The sequence below is a fragment of the Nocardioides lacusdianchii genome (assembly GCF_020102855.1).
Classification (GTDB): Bacteria; Actinomycetota; Actinomycetes; order Propionibacteriales; family Nocardioidaceae; genus Nocardioides; species Nocardioides lacusdianchii.
This window is the reverse complement of record NZ_JADHZD010000011.1, coordinates 107,813-124,404: the sequence shown is the minus strand read 5'-3', so window position 1 is coordinate 124,404 and position 16,592 is coordinate 107,813. Positions and strand designations below refer to the sequence as shown.

Genomic DNA, 16,592 nt, shown 5'->3' with positions numbered 1-16,592 from the left:
CCTGTCTGCCTCACCTCGTCGCATCGAGGTAGGAGACCATCCTCTCGAAGAGGTGGGACGCACGCCGCAGGTCCTCCGACGCGGGCGGGGGCTCGTCGTCGGTCAGCTGCGGACCAGCAGGACGCCAGCCGGGCCGGTAGCCGTCGGCCAGGACCGAGCACACCCGGCTCGCGTCGCGCACGACGCGGGGGTCGAGCGACCACACGGCCTCGAAGCTGCGTTCGGACGGCGCAGCACCAGATCGTCCGGGGAGCTCGACGGCGGCCAGGCAGGCGGGGAGGTCGCCGGCGTCGCACACGACCAGCCACTCCCGGTTGAGCGGGGCGTCCGCGGGCAGTCCCACCTCGACAGGTGCTCCGTCGGCCAGCGGAGCGGGGTTCGGGAGGTCGGCGAAGACCACGGTGCGGCGCGACGTGCGCGCCAGCTCGCGCCAGCGGTCGAGCGACCCGCGCAGCCGGCTCTCGCGCTGGAAGCCACCGAAGAGCAGCGGCTGCGCGGCACGCGCGCAGCACTCGTCCTCGATGGCGCGGCTCATCGCGAGCAGCGTGTCGCGCGAGAGCACGTGCGGCACCAGCTCCGGGTGGCGCTGTCGCAGCTCGGCGAAGACCGACCCGGACCGCACCCGCGGGGACGCCGCCCGCTCGATGGCCGCGGTGAGGGACAGGCCGCCGCGGCGGCGCTCGAGCACGCCGCGCACGGCCTCCACGTCGGACCCGTCGTAGCGGCGGTGCCCGCCGTCCTGGCGACGGGGCCGCGGAAATCCGTGGCGCGACTCCCAGCTGCGGATCGTGGCAATGGGTACCCCGGTCCTACGGGAGAGCTCGCCGATCGACAGCTCGCCCCCGGACACCTTGGACCCGGGGGGCGGCGAGGTGGGATGCTGGTGTGCCATTCCTCTACCTCTCGCCTAGATTTCCTTGGCAGTGTTGCATAGGTTTTTGGGAGCGGTGGGTTTGAGCAGCTCATGGAGGGCACCGATGAGTTCGACCAGTTGTGACGAGGCACTCGCGAGGCTGCTGGACGAGGGACGCGTGCGGGCGACCGCGATCGATCCCCACCACGCGGCGCTCTGGGACGCGCTGGCCGCGGCCACCGAGGACGGCAAGCGGCTGCGCCCGCGCCTGGTCGTCGCGACGCACGACGCCCTGGGCGGGACCCTGCCGCTGGTCGCTGCGGAGGTGGGTGCTGCCGTCGAGCTGCTCCACACCGCGTTCGTCATCCACGACGACGTCATCGACGACGACCACCTGCGGCGCGGACGGCCCAACGTCAGCGGCACCTTCCGCGACGCCGCACACCGTGGTGGCGCCGGTCCCGAGGCGATGGGCGCCTACGGCCTGACCGCAGCCATCCTGGCCGGCGACCTGGCCCTCGCGGCCGCCGTACGTGCGGTGGCCACCTGCGGCGCCCCGACCGACGTCGTGCACTGCCTCCTCGACCTCTTCGACGTCGCGCTGCACACGACCGCGTCGGGCGAGCTGGCAGACGTACGCCTCACGATGGCCCACCACGAGGTGTCGCTCGCCGAGAGCCTGGCGATGGAGGAGCAGAAGACCAGCGCCTACTCGTTCTCCCTCCCGCTCCAGGCGGGCGCGGTGCTCGCCGGTGCCGCGGAGCCCGTGGTCGCCCGGCTCGGTGAGGCCGGCCGCTCGATGGGCCTGGCTTTCCAGCTGGTCGATGACCTGATCGGCGTCTTCGGCGACCCGGCGCGCTCGGGCAAGAGCACGACCAGCGACCTGCGCGCAGGCAAGCAGACGCCCCTGCTCGTCCACGCGCGGACGACCGCGGAGTGGGAGCAGGTGCGTCCCCTCGTCGGGCGCGACCTCGACGACGACGACCTCGCCCGGGTGCGCGAGCTGCTGACCACCTCGGGGTCCCGCGCGTTCGTCGAGGACCTCGCCGCGGAGCACCTCACCGCCGCGCGGGCGATGGTCGACGAGGTCGGCGTCCCCGTCGAGCTCCTCGACGACCTCGAGGCCTCCACCTCGGTCCTCGTCGGCGGACGCGAGGCGGCGGCGTGAGCATGTTCGTCGGGCGCGGTGTCCCGCGCAACCTCTACGACGTGGTGTCCGAGGAGAGCTCGGCCGTCGTGATCCGCCAGTACTCCAGCTCCTTCGGCCTGGCCTCGCGCCTGCTCGGCGAGCCGGTGCGCACCCAGGTCCGCAACGTCTACGCCCTGGTGCGGGTCGCCGACGAGATCGTCGACAACCCCGATCCCGCGCTCGGGCGCGACGCCCGTGCCACCATGCTCGACTGGCTCGAGGACGACGTACGCCACGCCCTCGCGACCGGCTGGAGCGGCAACCTCGTGGTGCACGCCTTCGCCCGCACGGCGCAGGCCGTCGGCATCGAGGACGACGTCGTGGCGCCCTTCTTCGCCTCGATGCGCACCGACCTCGACACCACGACGCACACCCAGGAGAGCTTCGACCGCTACGTCTACGGCTCGGCCGAGGTCGTCGGCCTGATGTGCCTGCGGGCCTTCCTCGCCGCGCCCGACGCCGTCGGTGACCGCGCCCGCGCCTACGAGGACCTCACCCCCGGGGCGAGGCGGCTCGGCGCGGCCTTCCAGAAGCTCAACTTCGTCCGTGACCTCTCCGACGACCACGACGTCCTGCGGCGCGACTACTTCCCCGGCCTCGACGTGGAGCGCTTCTGCGACCGCGACCGGGACCGGATCCTCGACGACATCGACGCCGACCTGGCCGCGGCGGCCGCCGTGGTCCCCGACCTGCCCCCGAGCAGCCGGCGCGCGGTGCGCGCCGCGCACGCGACCTTCGCCGAGCTGGCCGCGCGGCTGCGCGCGACGCCGGCCGCCGACATCCGCCGGCAGCGCGTGCGCGTGCCCGCCGCAGTCAAGCTCCGCCTCGCGCTGGGCTCACTCCACGAAGGACGAGCATGAGAATGGCACTCCCCGACCGGCTCGGCCGGCGCACGGGCACGACCGCCCCCGACGGGTCCGCGCAGCGGATCGTGGTCATCGGTGGCGGCATCGCCGGGCTGGCCACGGCCGCCCTGCTTGCCTCGCGGGGGCACAGCGTCGACCTCGTCGAGAAGAACCACGACCTCGGCGGTCGGGTCGGCAGCGTGGAGCGCAGCGGGTTCCGGTTCGACACCGGCGCGTCGTGGTACCTGATGCCGGAGGTGTTCGAGCACTTCTTCTCGCTGCTCGGCACCACGGCGGACGCCGAGCTCGACCTCACCGTCCTCGACCCGAGCTACCGGGTGTTCTTCGAGGGCCACGACGAGTCGATCGACGTACGCCCCGACCGGGCGCACAACCGCGCCCTGTTCGAGTCCCTCGAGCCCGGTGCCGGTGAGCGCTTCGACGCCTACCTCCGCTCGGCGGAGGAGACCTACGACATGGCGCTGCGCCGCTTCCTCTACAGCAACTTCGACGCCACCTCGTCGTTCCTCCACCCCGACGTCGTCCGCAGCACCCCGAAGCTGAGCCGGCTGCTGACCCGGTCGCTGGAGAGCCACGTCGCCGCGTCGTTCTCCGACAACCGGCTGCGGCAGGTGCTGGGCTACCCCGCGGTCTTCCTCGGCTCCTCCCCCAGCCGCGCGCCGAGCATGTACCACCTGATGAGCCGCCTCGACCTCGGCGACAGCGTGCTCTACCCGCAGGGCGGGTTCACCCGCCTCATCGAGGTCATCGCCGCCCTGGCCGAGCGCCACGGGGCGCGGCTGCACACCGGGTGCGAGGCGACCGCGATCGTGACGGAAGGCGCCGGGCGCCGGGCGCGGGTGACGGGTGTCGAGCACCTCGACGCCTCGGGTGACCGGGTCGTGCTGCCGGCCGACGTCGTCGTCGGTGCCGCCGACCTCCACCACCTCGAGACCGCCCTCCTGCCGACCGCTCTGCAGACGCACCCCGAGCGCGTGTGGCGCGACCGCTCGCCCGGACCGGGCGCTGTCCTGGCGATGCTGGGCGTGGAGGGGTCGCTGCCCGAGCTGCCGCACCACTCGCTGTTCTTCACCAGCGACTGGGGGCAGAACTTCGGCGACATCTTCGGCAAGGACGCCCGCGTCCCCGAACCGGCGTCGGTCTACGTCTGCAAGCCCTCCGAGACCGACCCGACCGTGGCGCCCGCGGGCCACGAGAACCTCTTCGTCCTCGTCCCGGTGCCGGCCGACACCCGCATCGGGCGCGGGGGCGACGACGGTGCGGGCTCGGAGCAGGTCGAGCGCACGGCTGACGCCGCGATCGCGCAGGTCGCCCGGTGGTCGGGGGTCCACGACCTCGCCGACCGGGTCGTCGTGCGCCACACCGTCGGTCCCGAGGACTTCGAGGCGCGCTACCACTCCTGGCGGGGCGGGGCGCTCGGCCTCGAGCACACGCTGCGACAGAGCGCCTTCCTCCGCCCGGGGAACACCTCGGCGAAGGTCGACGGGCTCCTCTACGCCGGCTCGACCACGGTGCCCGGCGTCGGCCTGCCGATGTGCCTGATCAGCGCCGAGCTGGTGCTCAAGCGACTGACCGGTGACCGGTCGGCGCAGCCGGTGGGCGGCCGATGAGCCTGGTCCACTGGTCCTACGTCGCCATGCTTGCCTTCTGCCTGGCCGGGACCCTGCCGCTGGTGCCTGCCTTCCGGCTCGACGTGCTGCGCCAGCCCCGGCGGCTGCTGCTCACCGTGCTGCTGGCCGGGACGCCGTTCGTGGTGTGGGACCTCTACGCCACCGCGGCCGGGCACTGGTCCTTCGACGCCGGTCAGACGCTGCCCTGGCGCGTCGGCGGCCTGCCGCTGGAGGAGATCGGCTTCTTCGTCGTGATCCCGCTGGTGGCGGTGCTGACGCTCGAGGGCGTCAGCGCCGCCCGACGTCGGCTCGCGAGCGCCGCGCACGAGGGGGACGCGTGACCTACACGGCCCTCGCGGTGGTGGGCGTGCTCGTCGCCCTGGCCCTGGACCGGTGGGGTCTGCGCACGCGCGTGACCTCGACCCGGGACTGGTGGTCGGCCTACGCCATCATCGTGTTCTTCCAGCTGCTCACCAACGGCTGGCTCACTGGGCGCGGGATCGTGCGCTACTCCCCCGACGCCATCATCGGCAGCGACAGGATCGTGCTCGTCGGCGACGGCCGGCTGGTCTACGCACCGGTCGAGGACCTGGCCTTCGGCTTCGCACTGGTGCTGACCAGCTGCGTCGTCTGGACGTGGCTCGGCCGGCGCCGGCCTGCGCAGGAGGCCGCGTGAGCATCTCGACGAGGCTGCAGGAGATGCAGCCCACCGACATCGGCGTACCCGGGCCGACCTCGCTCGACATGGCCCGTGAGTTCCGCTCCATCCGAGCCGACCCGCTGTCGTTCCTTGCCTCGGTCTCCCAGGAGTACGGCGACCTCGTGTCCTTCCCGGTGCCGGGTGCTCCCGCGCTGCTCCTCAACGACCCCGCTGCCGTGCGCCACGTCCTGCAGACCTCGGCACGCAGCTGGGGCAAGGACACCGTGCAGTACGCCGCCCTCGCCCGGGTCACGGGACAGGGCCTGCTGGCCTCCGCGGAGCCGAGCTGGATCGACCACCGTCGCCTCGCTGCCCCCGCATTCCACCACCAGCGCCTCGAGGCGGTCGGCGAGCAGGTGCGGGCCGCGGCACGGTCCGCTGTCGGCGTACGCCTGCCCGCCGCGGTCGGCGCCGGCGGGGGCACCGGGGTGGTCGACGTGGCCGCGCTGACCCACACCATCGGCCTCGACGCGGTCGGACGCGCGCTCTTCTCCGCCGACCTGTCCGGCCAGGCCCAGACCCTGCTCGACGCGACGAGCGACGCCGCGGAACTCGTGGTCCGGCTCGGCCGCGCGATCCTCCCCCGGGCGCACTGGACGCCCACGCGCCTCAACGTGCGGCTGCGCTCGGCGCGGCGCCGCCTGGACGCGGCGTCGGCGGAGATCATCGCCCAGCGCCGGGCCCGCAACGGTCGGACGAGCACGGCTCCTCACGGCGACGACCTGCTGGGCCTGCTGCTCGACAGCGGGCTCACCGACGCCGAGGTCCGCGACGAGCTCGTCACCATGATCGTCGCGGGGCACGAGACCGTCGCCGCGTCGCTGGCGTGGACGTTCATGCTGCTGGCCGAGCACCCCGAGGTCCAGGACCGCACCCGCGCCGAGCTCGCCGCGCACCCGGGGCCGGTGTCGCTGGTCGCCACGCGCGAGGCCCTGCCGTGGACCCGCGCCGTTATCGACGAGGCGCTGCGTCTCTTCCCGCCCGCGTGGGCGCTCTCGCGGCGCTCGCTGGCCGACGACGTCGTCGCGGGCCACGACGTCCCCGCCGGCACCCTCGCCATCATCAGCCCGTGGCTCGTGCACCGCCGGCCCGACCCGTGGACCGCGCCGCTGGCGTTCCGTCCGGAGCGCTTCCTCGACCCGGGGGCGGGCCGCACGGCGTACCTGCCGTTCGGGCAGGGGCCCCGCCTCTGCATCGGACGGGAGTTCGCGCTCGGCGAGATGGTCATGGTGCTCGACGAGGTGCTCCGCGAGCACCGGCTCGCCGTGCCCGAGGGCTGGAGCCGACCCGAGCCGCAGGCCAGGGTGGCGGTGCACCCGCGCGGCGGGATGCCGCTGGTCGTCACCCGCCTGGACCGAGCACGCGCATGAGCGACGTCGTCGTGGTGGTCCTCGTCCTCGCCGCGATGGCGACGGCGCGCTGGCTGCTCGCCGATCTCCGTGTGCCGCCTCGCGGCACCGCGGCCGCACCGTCCTCGGCGCGGGTCTCGGTCGTCGTTCCGGCGCGCGACGAGGCACTCACCCTGCCCGACCTCCTCTCCTCGCTCGCCGCGCTCGACACCCCGGTGCGCGAGGTCGTGGTCGTCGACGACGACTCCCGCGACGCCACCGCCGAGGTGGCACGGTCCGCCGGCGCCCGGGTCGTGCCCGCAGGACAGCCGCCCGCAGGCTGGACCGGCAAGGCATGGGCCTGCCACGTGGGCGCCGACGTCACCGACGGCGACCTCCTGCTCTTCCTCGACGCCGACACCGTGCTGGCGCCGGACGCCCTCGCCGGGCTCCTCGAGCTGCACGCCGGCTCTGGCGGGCTGGTGTCGGTGCAGCCCTACCACCGCGTCGTCCGCCCGCACGAGCAGCTCTCCGCGTGGTTCAACGTCGTCGCGGTGATGGCGAGCGCCGCGTTCACCGGCCCCCGGGCGAGGGCGGTGCGCTCGCGCGTCCCGATGGCCTTCGGACCCTGCCTGCTCACCTCCCGGTCCGACCTCGCCACCGTCGGCGGTCACGCCGCGGTCCGCTCCGCGATCCTCGACGACGCCGCCCTCGCCGCGGCCTACCACCGCGCCGGCCTGCCGGTGGTGTGCGCGACGGGAGGTGCGTCGGTGCGGATGCGCAGCTACCCCGAGGGCGTGGGCCAGCTCGCGGCGGGCTGGACGAAGAACATCGCCTCCGGGGCCTCCACCGCGTGGCTCCCGGCCGCGCTCGGCACCGGGCTCTTCGTCTCCGTGCACCACGCGGTCGCCGTCGGCGCCGCGCTGACGCTGCTCGACGCGACGACGGGGATCGGCGGCACACTGGTCGGCGGGCACGCAGCGGTGTGGGTGGCGGCGTACGTCGCCCTCGCCTGGCAGCTGCGCGCGGTGCTGCGCCGGCTGGGGTCCTTCCGCTGGTGGACCTGGGCCCTGACCCCGGTCTCCCTGCTCGCCTTCGACCTGCTCTTCGCGCGCTCCGCGGTCCTGAGCGGCGTACGCCGGTCGGTGCGGTGGCGAGGTCGCGACGTGGACCTGCGCGGGCACGACTCCGCCCGCGAGGTGGCGTGATGCTGCGCTACGTGATGCCGCAGACCGTCACGGTGGCCGTCGACGTGGTCGCCTGGGGCGTCTTCCACGCCGCCACCGGATATGCCGCGCACCGCCTCGGCGACGATCGGCTGGGCCGGGACGGGTTCGTGCTGCGCCAGCGGGCGTTCGAGCGCGACGGACGGCTCTACCGACGCCGGCTGCGCATCCACCGGTGGAAGGACCGGCTCCCCGAGGCCGGCGCCCTGTTCGCGGGCGGGGTGAGCAAGCGGCAGCTGCCCTCGGCCGACGTCGCGGGGCTCGAGCAGTTCGTCCGCGAGACGCGTCGCGCCGAGCTCGGGCACTGGTGGGCGATGGCGTGCAGCCCCCTCTTCGTGCTCTGGAACCCGCCGCTGCCTGCCGCGCTCCTGATGGGGTACGGGGTGCTCGTGAACCTGCCCTTCATCCTCATCCAGCGCTACAACCGCTTCCGCACCCAGGCGATCCTCGTGCGGCTGTCGCGGCGCGGGAGCCGGTCGTGAGCACCGAGGCGCAGGCGCGGACCGGGGAGCGGGCCGAGACGTCCGGCGACGACTCGCGCCACGGCCCGATCGCGCAGTTCCTCATCTCGTGGTCGCCGCTGAGCGCGATCCTCCTCGCCTACGCCGTCGCCGGGTGGGTCAGCGCGCCGCTCGAGACCGGTGACGGGGCCACGACCAACCGGGTGGGCGCGCCGCTGCACGTCTCGGGTCCCGCGGTGGCCGACGAGCGCCTGTTCGGTGCCGTGCCCACCGTGTGGCTCCAGGAGCGGCTGCTCGCCGGCTCCCCGCAGTGGTACGACGCCATCGCGGCGCTGGTCTACGTCACCCACTTCGTCACCATCCCGCTGCTGACGACCCTCGTCTGGTTCCGGCTGCGCGAGCGATTCACCTCGTGGCTGGTGGCCGTGCTGTCCATGTCGTTCCTCGGGATCGCGATCTACGTCGCCTACCCCGCCGCACCGCCGTGGCTCGCCTCCGAGAGCGGCGACATCGGACCGGTGGAGCGCATCTCCCACGTCGGGTGGGACTACCTCCACCTCGACGTGGTCGGTCGCCTCACCCAGCTCGGGCAGGACGGCAGCAACCCGGTGGCGGCGATGCCGTCGCTGCACGCCGGGGCTGCGCTGCTCGTCGCCCTCTTCCTCTGGCCCTCGGTGTCACGGTGGGCACGCGGGGCGTTGCTCGCCTACGCCGTGACGATGGCGGCGGTGCTCGTCTACACCGGCGAGCACTACGTCGCTGACGTGCTGGCCGGCTGGCTGGTCGCCGCGCTCGCGCTGGGCCTGGCCTCGACGCTGGCACCGACGTCGTTGGCGCGGCGAGCAAGGGTGGGCACATGAGCGCCGCCACCGCACCCGCGCGCCGCGGCTCGCGCGCGGCCCTCGGCGTCCTGGGCGCCGCACACGCCGGCCCGGCAGTGGCCGTGACCGTCCTGGCCGGACTCCTCTGCGTGGCCCAGGGACTGGATGCATCCCGGTCCGCGCTCGTGGTCGCGGCCGTGCTCGCCGGGCAGCTGTCGATCGGCTGGAGCAACGACCTGATCGACCTCCCGCGCGACCTTGCCGCGGGACGCACCGACAAGCCGATGGCGACCGGGGAGGTGTCCGTGCGCGGCGTCCGCGCCGCCTGCGCCGCCGCCGTCGTGGTGTGCGTGCTGCTGTCGATGGCGCTCGGCACCGCAGCAGGGCTGGTGCACCTCGGCTGCGTGGCGTCGGCCTGGGCCTACAACCTCGGGCTCAAGGCGACGGCGTGGTCCTGGGCGCCGTACGCCCTCTCGTTCGGCGGCCTCACCGCGGTCGTGTCCCTGGCCGACGGTGAGCTGCCGCCGTGGTGGTGGCCGCTGGCGGCTGCCCTGCTCGGCGTGGGCGCCCACCTCCTCAACGTCCTGCCCGACCTCGACGACGACGCGGCCACGGGCGTACGCGGCCTGCCGCACCGCCTCGGGCGCGCCCGCATCGCCCCCGTGGCAGCCGTCGTCCTCGTCACCGCCTCCCTCGTCGCCCTCGTCGGCGCGGCACCCCCGACCGCCGTGACCGTGGCGACGGCGGCGCTCGTGCTCGCGCTGGCCGTCGTGGTCGTCACCGGCCCCCGTCGCGCTCCCTTCCTCGCCGCCATCGCCATCGCGCTGGTCGACGCGACCCTGCTCGTGGTGGCCCGATGAGCGCCCCGGGCGTGGAGCAGTGGGACCTCGTCGTGGTGGGCGCGGGCCCGGCCGGGTCGTCGGCCGCCCTCGGCGCGCTCACCGCCGACCCGACCCTGCGGGTGCTGCTGCTCGACCGGAGTGACTTCCCGCGCGACAAGTCGTGCGGCGACGGGATCGCCCCGCACGCCATCGACCGGCTCGCCGAGGTCGGCGCCGCCGACGTGGTGGACGGCTGGGCGCCGCTGCGCGACCTGGAGCTGTCCCGCGGCGACGTACGCGTCGCGGGGCCGATGCGCCGCGAGGCCTACGTCGTGCCGCGCCGGGTGCTCGACGCCCGCCTGGTCGAGAAGGCCGTGGCCGCCGGTGCGGTCCTGCGCCGCCACCGGGTCACATCCGTCACGACCGAGCCCGGGCGGGCGGTGGTCTCCGAGCGCTTCGCCGCGCGCGTGGTCGTCGGCGCCGACGGGGCCCACTCGCTCGTGCGCACCGCGCTGCTCGGACGGAGACGCGACCAGCGCGCGCTCGCGATCCGCGGCTACGCGCCGACTCCCCCGCACCTGGCCGGGCGTCAGGTGATCCGCTACGGCGAGCGCACCCAGCCGTCGTACGCCTGGGCGTTCGACCGCGGCGACGGCCTCGCCAACGTCGGCTACGGCGAGCTGCTGCCGCGGGGCCGCGGCGAGGGGAGCCCGCCGAGCCGGCGCCTGCTGCTCGAGCAGCTCGAGGAGCTCCTGCCCGGCATGGCGAGCACCGGCACCGACTGGCGCGGGCACCACCTGCCCCTCAGCTCCTGGCGCTGGGAGCAGCCCGACGGTCGCGTGCTGCTGGTCGGCGACGCGGCCGGCCTGGTCAACCCGATGACCGGCGAGGGCATCTACTACGCCGTCGCCACCGGCATCGCCGCCGGGCGCACCGCCGCACGCGCCGTGGCCCTCGGCCGTGGCGACGACGCCGGCGAGCGGCACCGCACCGTGGTCCGCGAGATGCTGGGCACCCACCTGCGCCACACCTGGCTGGCCTCGCGCCTCGCGCAGTCCCCCCGGATCGTCGACGCCGGCATCCGCGCGGCCGGCCGCGACCGCCACGCGTTCGACACGCTCGTCGAGCTCGGCCTCGGCGACGGCCGGATCGGCCCCCGCCTGGCAGGCGGCCTGCTCGGCGCCCTCGCCCGTCCGTCCCTCCCGTCCGACCCGCCCCCGTCCCGATCACATCGAGGTAGCTGACATGAGGATCCTCTCCGTCCGAGGTGCGCTGCCGGCGCACTCCCATCCCCAGGCCGAGATCACCGAGGCCTTCGCCCAGGTGATCTCCCAGCGCAGCCTCGACCACGCCCTGCTGCGGCGCTTCCACCGCAACGCCGGCGTGGAGCGACGCCACACGGTGCTGCCGCTGGAGGACTACGCCCGGCTCGAGGACTTCGGGCACGCCAACGACCAGTTCATCGAGCACGCCGTGGAGCTGGGCTCGCGCGCCCTCGTCGACGCGCTCAAGGCCGCCGACCTGACGCCCTCCGACGTCGACCTGGTCGTGACCGCGACCGTCACGGGCCTGGCGGTCCCCTCGCTCGACGCGCGCATCGCCGCCCAGGTGGGGCTGCGCGAGGACGTACGCCGGATGCCGCTGGTGGGGCTGGGCTGCGTGGCTGGCGCGGCCGGCATCGCCCGGGTGCACGACTACCTGCTCGGCCACCCCGGCCACACCGCCGTGCTCGTCGCCGTCGAGCTGTGCTCGCTCACCCTCCAGCGCGACGACGTGTCGGTGCCCAACCTGGTGGCCAGCGGGCTCTTCGGTGACGGTGCCGCCGCGGTCGTCGCCGTCGGCAGCGAGGGTCGGCCCGGCGGTCCGGTCGAGGTCCTCGACTCCCGGAGCCGCCTCTACCCCGACAGCGAGCGCACCATGGGCTTCGACGTCGCCGCCAGCGGCCTGCGGATCGTCCTGGACGCCGAGGTGCCGCACCTCGTGGAGCGCTACCTGCGCGGCGACGTCGACGCGTTCCTCGACTCCCACGGGCTCACCCGCGCCGACATCGGGTGGTGGGTGTGCCACCCCGGCGGCCCCAAGGTCATCGAGGCGCTCGAGTCGGCGCTGGAGGTCCCCCGCGACGCGGTGCGGCTCACCTGGGAGTCGCTGGCCAAGGTCGGCAACCTCTCCTCGGTCTCGGTGCTCCAGGTCCTGGAGGACACGCTGCGCGAGCGCCCGCCCGCCCCCGGCACCCACGGCGTGCTCCTGGCCATGGGCCCGGGCTTCTGCTCCGAGCTCGTGCTGCTGAGGGCGACGTCGTGACCACGCTGCTGGCCTTCACCGTCCTCGTCGCCCTCGTCGGCCTCGAGCGCGTGGCCGAGCTGGTGGTGTCGGTGCGCAACGCCGCGTGGAGCAAGGAGCGCGGCGGAGTCGAGAGCGGCCAGGGCCACTTCCCCTTCATGGTCGTGCTGCACACCGGCCTGCTCGTCGGCGCCCTCGTCGAGGCATGGGTCCGGCGCCCGGACGTCCCGTCCGTCCTGGCGTGGTCGATGCTCGCCCTCGTCGTCGCCTCGCAGGCCCTGCGCTGGTGGTGCATCAGCACCCTCGGGCGGCGGTGGAACACCCGCGTCATCATCGTGCCGGGACTGCCGCCGGTGACGGGCGGCCCCTACCGGCTCATGCGCCACCCCAACTACGTCGCGGTCGTGGTCGAGGGCATCGCCCTGCCGCTCGTGCACGCCGCCTGGATCACCGCGCTGGTCTTCACCGTCCTCAACGCCGGCCTGCTCGCGGTCCGGATCCGGGTCGAGGACCGCGCGCTGGCGACCCTGCCCCGGACCACGGAGGCCGCCGGTGCATGACCTCGTCGTCGCCGGCGGCGGGCCCGTCGGCCTCGCCACGGCGCTGCACGCCCACCGGGCCGGGCTGTCGGTCCTGGTGCACGAGCCGCGCGGCGGCCCGGTCGACAAGGCGTGCGGCGAGGGCCTCATGCCCGGCGCCGTCGCCGAGCTCGCCGACCTGGGCGTCCACCCGCACGGTCGCGACCTGGCCGGCATCCACTACCTCGACGACCGGGTGGGCAAGGAGGTCCGCGCCGCCTTCGCCGCCGGCCCGGGTCGAGGCGTACGCCGCACGGTGCTCCACGCCGCGCTGTCCGAGCAGGTGGAGGCCGCCGGGATCGAGGTCGACCCCACCCCGGTCCGCACCGTCGACGACCGGGGTGACCACCTCGTCGTCGAGGGACGCCGGGCGCGCTACCTGGTCGCGGCCGACGGGCTGCACTCCCCCGTGCGCCGGCTGGTGGGGCTCGAGGTGCCTCACTCGGGCCGGCGCCGCTTCGGGCTGCGCTGCCACGTCCGGCAGGCGCCGTGGTCGTCGTACGTCGAGGTGCACTGGTCGCGGCGTGCCGAGGCCTACGTGACCCCCGTCGGCGACGACCTGGTCGGCGTCGCCGTTCTCGCCGACGCCGGCTCCCGCTTCGAGGACCTGCTCGCCGACTTCCCGGTGCTCGAGCAGCGCCTCACCGGTCCGCGCACGACCGTGATGGGCGCCGGACCGCTGCGCCAGCGGGCCAGCTCCCGCGTGCGCGGCCGGGTCCTGCTGGTCGGCGACGCCGCGGGCTACGTCGACGCCCTCACCGGGGAGGGGCTCGCGCTCGGGCTGGGCCAGGCCCGGGCCGCGGTGGAGTGCCTGGCCGCCGGACGCCCCCAGCACTACGCGTCCGTCGCCCGCCGGCTCGGCCTGCGCCACGAGGCGCTCACCCACCTCCTCCTGCGCGCCACCGGGCAGCCGACGGTGCGCCGCCACCTCGTCCCGGCGGCGGCCCGCGCCCCCTGGCTGTTCTCCACCGCCGTCAACCAGCTCGCCCGACCTGTCGGAAGGACCTCATGACCCACCTCGCCGCCCCCGAGCAGGTGGTGCTCCTCGACGAGGAGGGCCACGCCGTCGGCACCGCCGACAAGCTCGGCGTCCACCACGCCGGGACGCCGCTGCACCTCGCCTTCTCGTGCTACCTCTTCGACGGGGCGGGCAACGTCCTGCTCACCCGTCGTGCCGACGACAAGCGCACCTTCCCCGGCGTCTGGACCAACAGCTGCTGCGGGCACCCGGCACCCGGGGAGCCGCTCGCCGAGGCCGTGCGCCGACGGGTCGAGCAGGAGCTGGGCACCCACCTCACCGACCTGCGCCTGGTCCTGCCGCGGTTCCGCTACCGCGCCGAGCAGGACGGGGTCGTGGAGAACGAGATGTGCCCGGTCTACGTCGCGCTCGCACCGGGGCCGGTCGACCCCGACCCGACCGAGGTCGGCGAGACCGCGTGGGAGCCGTGGGCAGACTTCCGTGCCGCGGTGCTGTCGGGCACGCGCGAGGTCTCCGTGTGGTGCCGCGAGCAGGTGGAGCAGCTCCCCGCGGACCCGCTGTCGGCGCCCGTCGCCCCCGAGGACGACCTGCCGCCGGCCGCGCGCCCGCGTCACGCCTGAAACGCCATGGCGGTGCCCGCCGGTGTGACACCCTGTAGCCGGTGCCTCGAGACGGCGGGTTGCCCGGATCTGGCATGAAGGTAGGCCTCGGTGTCCCACAGCGGTCCGACGAGCGCGGACGAGCACGCGCGCGACGAGTCCGCCCCGCGGGTCCCGCCGCCACGCTCGGCGACCACGCTCGACGCCGAGAGCGACCGCATCGCGTGGCGGTTGGCGGTGGACGCCGCAGGTGTCGGCGCGTTCGTCTGGGACCTCGTCCACGACCGGCTGAGGTGGGACGGTCGGCTGCTCGAGCTGTTCGGGCTCGACGAGGAGTCCTTCGGCGGCACCATCGAGTCCTTCAACCGGTGCGTGCACCCCGACGACCTGCGGCGCGTCAGCGACGCCCTGGAGCGGGCGATCGCCACGTGCGGTGACTACGAGGCCGAGTACCGCGTCGTCCTGCCGACCGGTGAGCTCCGGTGGATCGAGGCGCGGGGCCGTGCCCTGGCGGACGACACCACGGGCCGGGCCGTACGCCTCGTGGGCGCTGCCTATGACACGACTTCGGTGCACGACGGCGAGGCCCGGGTCGGCCGGGTCCTGGAGTCGATGTCGTCGGCGTTCTACCAGCTCGACCACGAGTGGCGCTTCACCTACGTCAACTCCGAGGCCGAGCGGCTGCTCGGCCAGGGCCGGGCCCGCCTGCTGGGCGAGAGCATCTGGGAGGCCTTCCCCGCGGCGGTGGGGAGCACGTTCGAGACCCACTACCGCGAGGCCCTCGCCACCGGTGGTCCGGTGTCGTTCGAGGCGCACTACCCGGCCCCCCTGGACGGGTGGTACGAGGTCCGCGCCTGGCCCTCGCCGGAGGGGCTCGCCGTCTACTTCCACGACATCTCCGCGCGTCGTGCCACGCAGGACGCGCTGGACCGGTCCGCGCACCGCCTCGCGCTGCTCGCATCGGTCTCCGAGGACCTCGGCGACACGCTCGACCCGACCGAGGGCGTCAGCCGGCTCGCGACCCTGCTGGTCCCCGAGCTCGGCGACTGGTGCCTGGTGACGCTGGTGGAGGACCCGCAGGCCAGCGACTGGCGCCGGGGCCTGCGCGACGTCACCTGGGCCCACACCGACGAGACCCTGACCGGGACGCTGCGCGAGTACGCCTCGCTGCGCCTCGGTGCGCTGACCGACGGGTCCTTCCTGGCCCACGCCGTACGCAACATGGCATCGGTCCTCCTCACCTCGGACGCGACCGACCGGATCGCCACCGTGCTGTCCCCCGGTCCGGCCCGCGAGCGCCTGCACGAGCTGGCGCCCTCCAGCGCGATGATCGTGCCGCTGCGCGCCCGCGGTCGCACAGTCGCCGTGGTGAGCCTCTTCCGCGGCCACGACCGGCGGGCCTTCTCGACCGCTGACCAGTCCCTGCTCGAGGACATCGGGTCCCGCGCGGCCCTCGCCCTCGACAACGCACGGCTGTACGCCTCGCAGCGCGAGGTCTCCGAGACCCTCCAGCGCAGCATGCTCACCGATCCGCCCCGGCCCGAGCACCTCGAGATCGTCACCCGCTACGCCCCCGCGGGCGACGTGGCGCGCATCGGCGGCGACTGGTACGACGCGTTCCTCCAGCAGAGCCGTGGCCCCGGCGGGCACGACGTCGTGGTCGTCGTCGGCGACGTGGTGGGGCACGACGTGGAGGCCGCGGCCGCCATGGGGCAGCTGCGCGGCCTGCTGCGCGGGCTGGCCGTGCACAGCGGCTACGCGCCGGCCGCCGTGCTGTCGGGGGTCGACACGGTGATGCAGTCGCTCCAGATGGAGACGACCGCCACCGCAGTGGTCGCACGCTTCGAGCGCCATCCCCGCGCCGGGGCCGACGCCGGCGAGGAGGTCGTGCTGCGCTGGGCGCACGCAGGACACCCGCCGGCGCTGCTGCTGACGCCGGGCGGGGACGTCACCCGTCTCGCCGACGTGGACGACAACGACCTGCTGCTCGGGCTCGACCCGGAGACCCGCCGCGCGGAGCAGGTGGCCTTCGTCGAGCCCGGCGCCACGCTCATCCTCTACACCGACGGCCTCGTCGAGCGACGCGGGCGCGACGTCGACGAGGGCATCGACGAGCTCATCGACCTCGTACGCACCACTGCGCCCGGCGCTGCCGACGTCGAGGACCTCTGCGACCGTCTGCTCGACGGCATGGTGGACGGCACGCCCGAGGACGACGTCGCGCTGCTGGCCGTACGGCTCCGACAGCCGTGACCCGCGCGGCCCGGGATGCCCGGGC

At 74.6% G+C, this 16,592-nt stretch carries 17 protein-coding genes; 16 read left to right on the top strand and 1 reads right to left on the bottom strand.

Annotation, left to right across the window (positions count from 1 at the left end; all coding sequences use genetic code 11):
* Positions 1-10: 10 nt before the first annotated feature.
* Positions 11-892, bottom strand: a complete 882-nt coding sequence (locus tag IRX98_RS15975; protein WP_224278438.1) for a DICT sensory domain-containing protein — start codon at positions 890-892, stop codon at positions 11-13.
* Positions 893-977: 85 nt separating this feature from the next.
* Here IRX98_RS15975 and IRX98_RS15970 point away from each other — a divergent pair, with 85 nt between their 5' ends.
* The 16 genes from IRX98_RS15970 to IRX98_RS15895 all read left to right on the top strand — a co-directional run bounded on the left by IRX98_RS15970 (position 978) and on the right by IRX98_RS15895 (position 16,567).
* Positions 978-2,021: a polyprenyl synthetase family protein gene (locus tag IRX98_RS15970; protein WP_224278436.1), complete on the top strand. Its 1,044-nt coding sequence runs from the start codon at positions 978-980 to the stop codon at positions 2,019-2,021.
* A 2-nt stretch (positions 2,022-2,023) separates the two neighbouring features.
* On the top strand, positions 2,024-2,902 hold the full coding sequence (locus IRX98_RS15965; protein ID WP_224278487.1) for a phytoene/squalene synthase family protein: 879 nt from the start codon (positions 2,024-2,026) through the stop codon (positions 2,900-2,902).
* 2 nt (positions 2,903-2,904) lie between these two features.
* On the top strand, positions 2,905-4,518 hold the full coding sequence (gene crtI / locus IRX98_RS15960) for a phytoene desaturase family protein (protein WP_224278434.1): 1,614 nt from the start codon (positions 2,905-2,907) through the stop codon (positions 4,516-4,518).
* Positions 4,515-4,859: a lycopene cyclase domain-containing protein gene (locus IRX98_RS15955; protein ID WP_224278432.1), complete on the top strand. Its 345-nt coding sequence runs from the start codon at positions 4,515-4,517 to the stop codon at positions 4,857-4,859. The genes crtI and IRX98_RS15955 overlap by 4 nt, the downstream gene beginning before the upstream one ends.
* Positions 4,856-5,194, top strand: coding sequence for a lycopene cyclase domain-containing protein (locus IRX98_RS15950; protein WP_224278430.1), 339 nt, complete (start codon positions 4,856-4,858; stop codon positions 5,192-5,194). Before IRX98_RS15955 ends, IRX98_RS15950 begins: the two co-directional genes overlap by 4 nt.
* A complete protein-coding gene (locus tag IRX98_RS15945; protein WP_224278428.1) occupies positions 5,191-6,588 on the top strand; it encodes a cytochrome P450 in 1,398 nt (465 codons plus the stop codon). The genes IRX98_RS15950 and IRX98_RS15945 overlap by 4 nt, the downstream gene beginning before the upstream one ends.
* On the top strand, positions 6,585-7,754 hold the full coding sequence (locus tag IRX98_RS15940) for a glycosyltransferase (protein ID WP_224278426.1): 1,170 nt from the start codon (positions 6,585-6,587) through the stop codon (positions 7,752-7,754). The genes IRX98_RS15945 and IRX98_RS15940 overlap by 4 nt, the downstream gene beginning before the upstream one ends.
* The gene (locus tag IRX98_RS15935) at positions 7,754-8,254 is read left to right on the top strand and encodes a glycosyl-4,4'-diaponeurosporenoate acyltransferase CrtO family protein (protein WP_224278425.1); all 501 of its coding nucleotides are present in this window, start codon (positions 7,754-7,756) and stop codon (positions 8,252-8,254) included. Before IRX98_RS15940 ends, IRX98_RS15935 begins: the two co-directional genes overlap by 1 nt.
* Positions 8,251-9,093, top strand: coding sequence for a phosphatase PAP2 family protein (locus IRX98_RS15930; protein WP_224278423.1), 843 nt, complete (start codon positions 8,251-8,253; stop codon positions 9,091-9,093). Before IRX98_RS15935 ends, IRX98_RS15930 begins: the two co-directional genes overlap by 4 nt.
* The gene (locus tag IRX98_RS15925; RefSeq protein ID WP_224278421.1) at positions 9,090-9,914 is read left to right on the top strand and encodes a UbiA family prenyltransferase; all 825 of its coding nucleotides are present in this window, start codon (positions 9,090-9,092) and stop codon (positions 9,912-9,914) included. Before IRX98_RS15930 ends, IRX98_RS15925 begins: the two co-directional genes overlap by 4 nt.
* Complete coding sequence (locus IRX98_RS15920; protein WP_224278419.1) at positions 9,911-11,119, top strand: NAD(P)/FAD-dependent oxidoreductase; 1,209 nt, start codon at positions 9,911-9,913, stop codon at positions 11,117-11,119. Before IRX98_RS15925 ends, IRX98_RS15920 begins: the two co-directional genes overlap by 4 nt.
* 1 nt (position 11,120) lies before the next feature.
* Positions 11,121-12,179, top strand: a complete 1,059-nt coding sequence (locus IRX98_RS15915; RefSeq protein ID WP_224278417.1) for a type III polyketide synthase — start codon at positions 11,121-11,123, stop codon at positions 12,177-12,179.
* The gene (locus tag IRX98_RS15910; protein WP_224278415.1) at positions 12,176-12,718 is read left to right on the top strand and encodes an isoprenylcysteine carboxyl methyltransferase family protein; all 543 of its coding nucleotides are present in this window, start codon (positions 12,176-12,178) and stop codon (positions 12,716-12,718) included. The genes IRX98_RS15915 and IRX98_RS15910 overlap by 4 nt, the downstream gene beginning before the upstream one ends.
* Positions 12,711-13,748 (top strand): NAD(P)/FAD-dependent oxidoreductase, encoded by a 1,038-nt coding sequence (locus IRX98_RS15905; RefSeq protein ID WP_224278413.1) that lies wholly within the window; start codon positions 12,711-12,713, stop codon positions 13,746-13,748. Before IRX98_RS15910 ends, IRX98_RS15905 begins: the two co-directional genes overlap by 8 nt.
* Entirely contained in the window at positions 13,745-14,335 is a 591-nt protein-coding gene (gene idi / locus IRX98_RS15900; protein ID WP_224278411.1) for an isopentenyl-diphosphate Delta-isomerase, read from the top strand. Before IRX98_RS15905 ends, idi begins: the two co-directional genes overlap by 4 nt.
* 90 nt (positions 14,336-14,425) lie before the next feature.
* The gene (locus IRX98_RS15895) at positions 14,426-16,567 is read left to right on the top strand and encodes a SpoIIE family protein phosphatase (RefSeq protein WP_224278409.1); all 2,142 of its coding nucleotides are present in this window, start codon (positions 14,426-14,428) and stop codon (positions 16,565-16,567) included.
* Positions 16,568-16,592: the final 25 nt, after the last annotated feature.

What these genes read in the sequence shown, in the direction of transcription:
- IRX98_RS15975 (WP_224278438.1), bottom strand. Translation starts at nt 892, where the DNA reads ATGGCACACCAGCATCCCACCTCGCCGCCCCCCGGGTCCAAGGTGTCC.
- IRX98_RS15970 (WP_224278436.1), top strand. Translation starts at nt 978, where the DNA reads ATGAGTTCGACCAGTTGTGACGAGGCACTCGCGAGGCTGCTGGACGAG.
- IRX98_RS15965 (WP_224278487.1), top strand. Translation starts at nt 2,024, where the DNA reads ATGTTCGTCGGGCGCGGTGTCCCGCGCAACCTCTACGACGTGGTGTCC.
- crtI (WP_224278434.1), top strand. Translation starts at nt 2,905, where the DNA reads ATGGCACTCCCCGACCGGCTCGGCCGGCGCACGGGCACGACCGCCCCC.
- IRX98_RS15955 (WP_224278432.1), top strand. Translation starts at nt 4,515, where the DNA reads ATGAGCCTGGTCCACTGGTCCTACGTCGCCATGCTTGCCTTCTGCCTG.
- IRX98_RS15940 (WP_224278426.1), top strand. Translation starts at nt 6,585, where the DNA reads ATGAGCGACGTCGTCGTGGTGGTCCTCGTCCTCGCCGCGATGGCGACG.
- IRX98_RS15935 (WP_224278425.1), top strand. Translation starts at nt 7,754, where the DNA reads ATGCTGCGCTACGTGATGCCGCAGACCGTCACGGTGGCCGTCGACGTG.
- IRX98_RS15925 (WP_224278421.1), top strand. Translation starts at nt 9,090, where the DNA reads ATGAGCGCCGCCACCGCACCCGCGCGCCGCGGCTCGCGCGCGGCCCTC.
- IRX98_RS15920 (WP_224278419.1), top strand. Translation starts at nt 9,911, where the DNA reads ATGAGCGCCCCGGGCGTGGAGCAGTGGGACCTCGTCGTGGTGGGCGCG.
- IRX98_RS15915 (WP_224278417.1), top strand. Translation starts at nt 11,121, where the DNA reads ATGAGGATCCTCTCCGTCCGAGGTGCGCTGCCGGCGCACTCCCATCCC.
- idi (WP_224278411.1), top strand. Translation starts at nt 13,745, where the DNA reads ATGACCCACCTCGCCGCCCCCGAGCAGGTGGTGCTCCTCGACGAGGAG.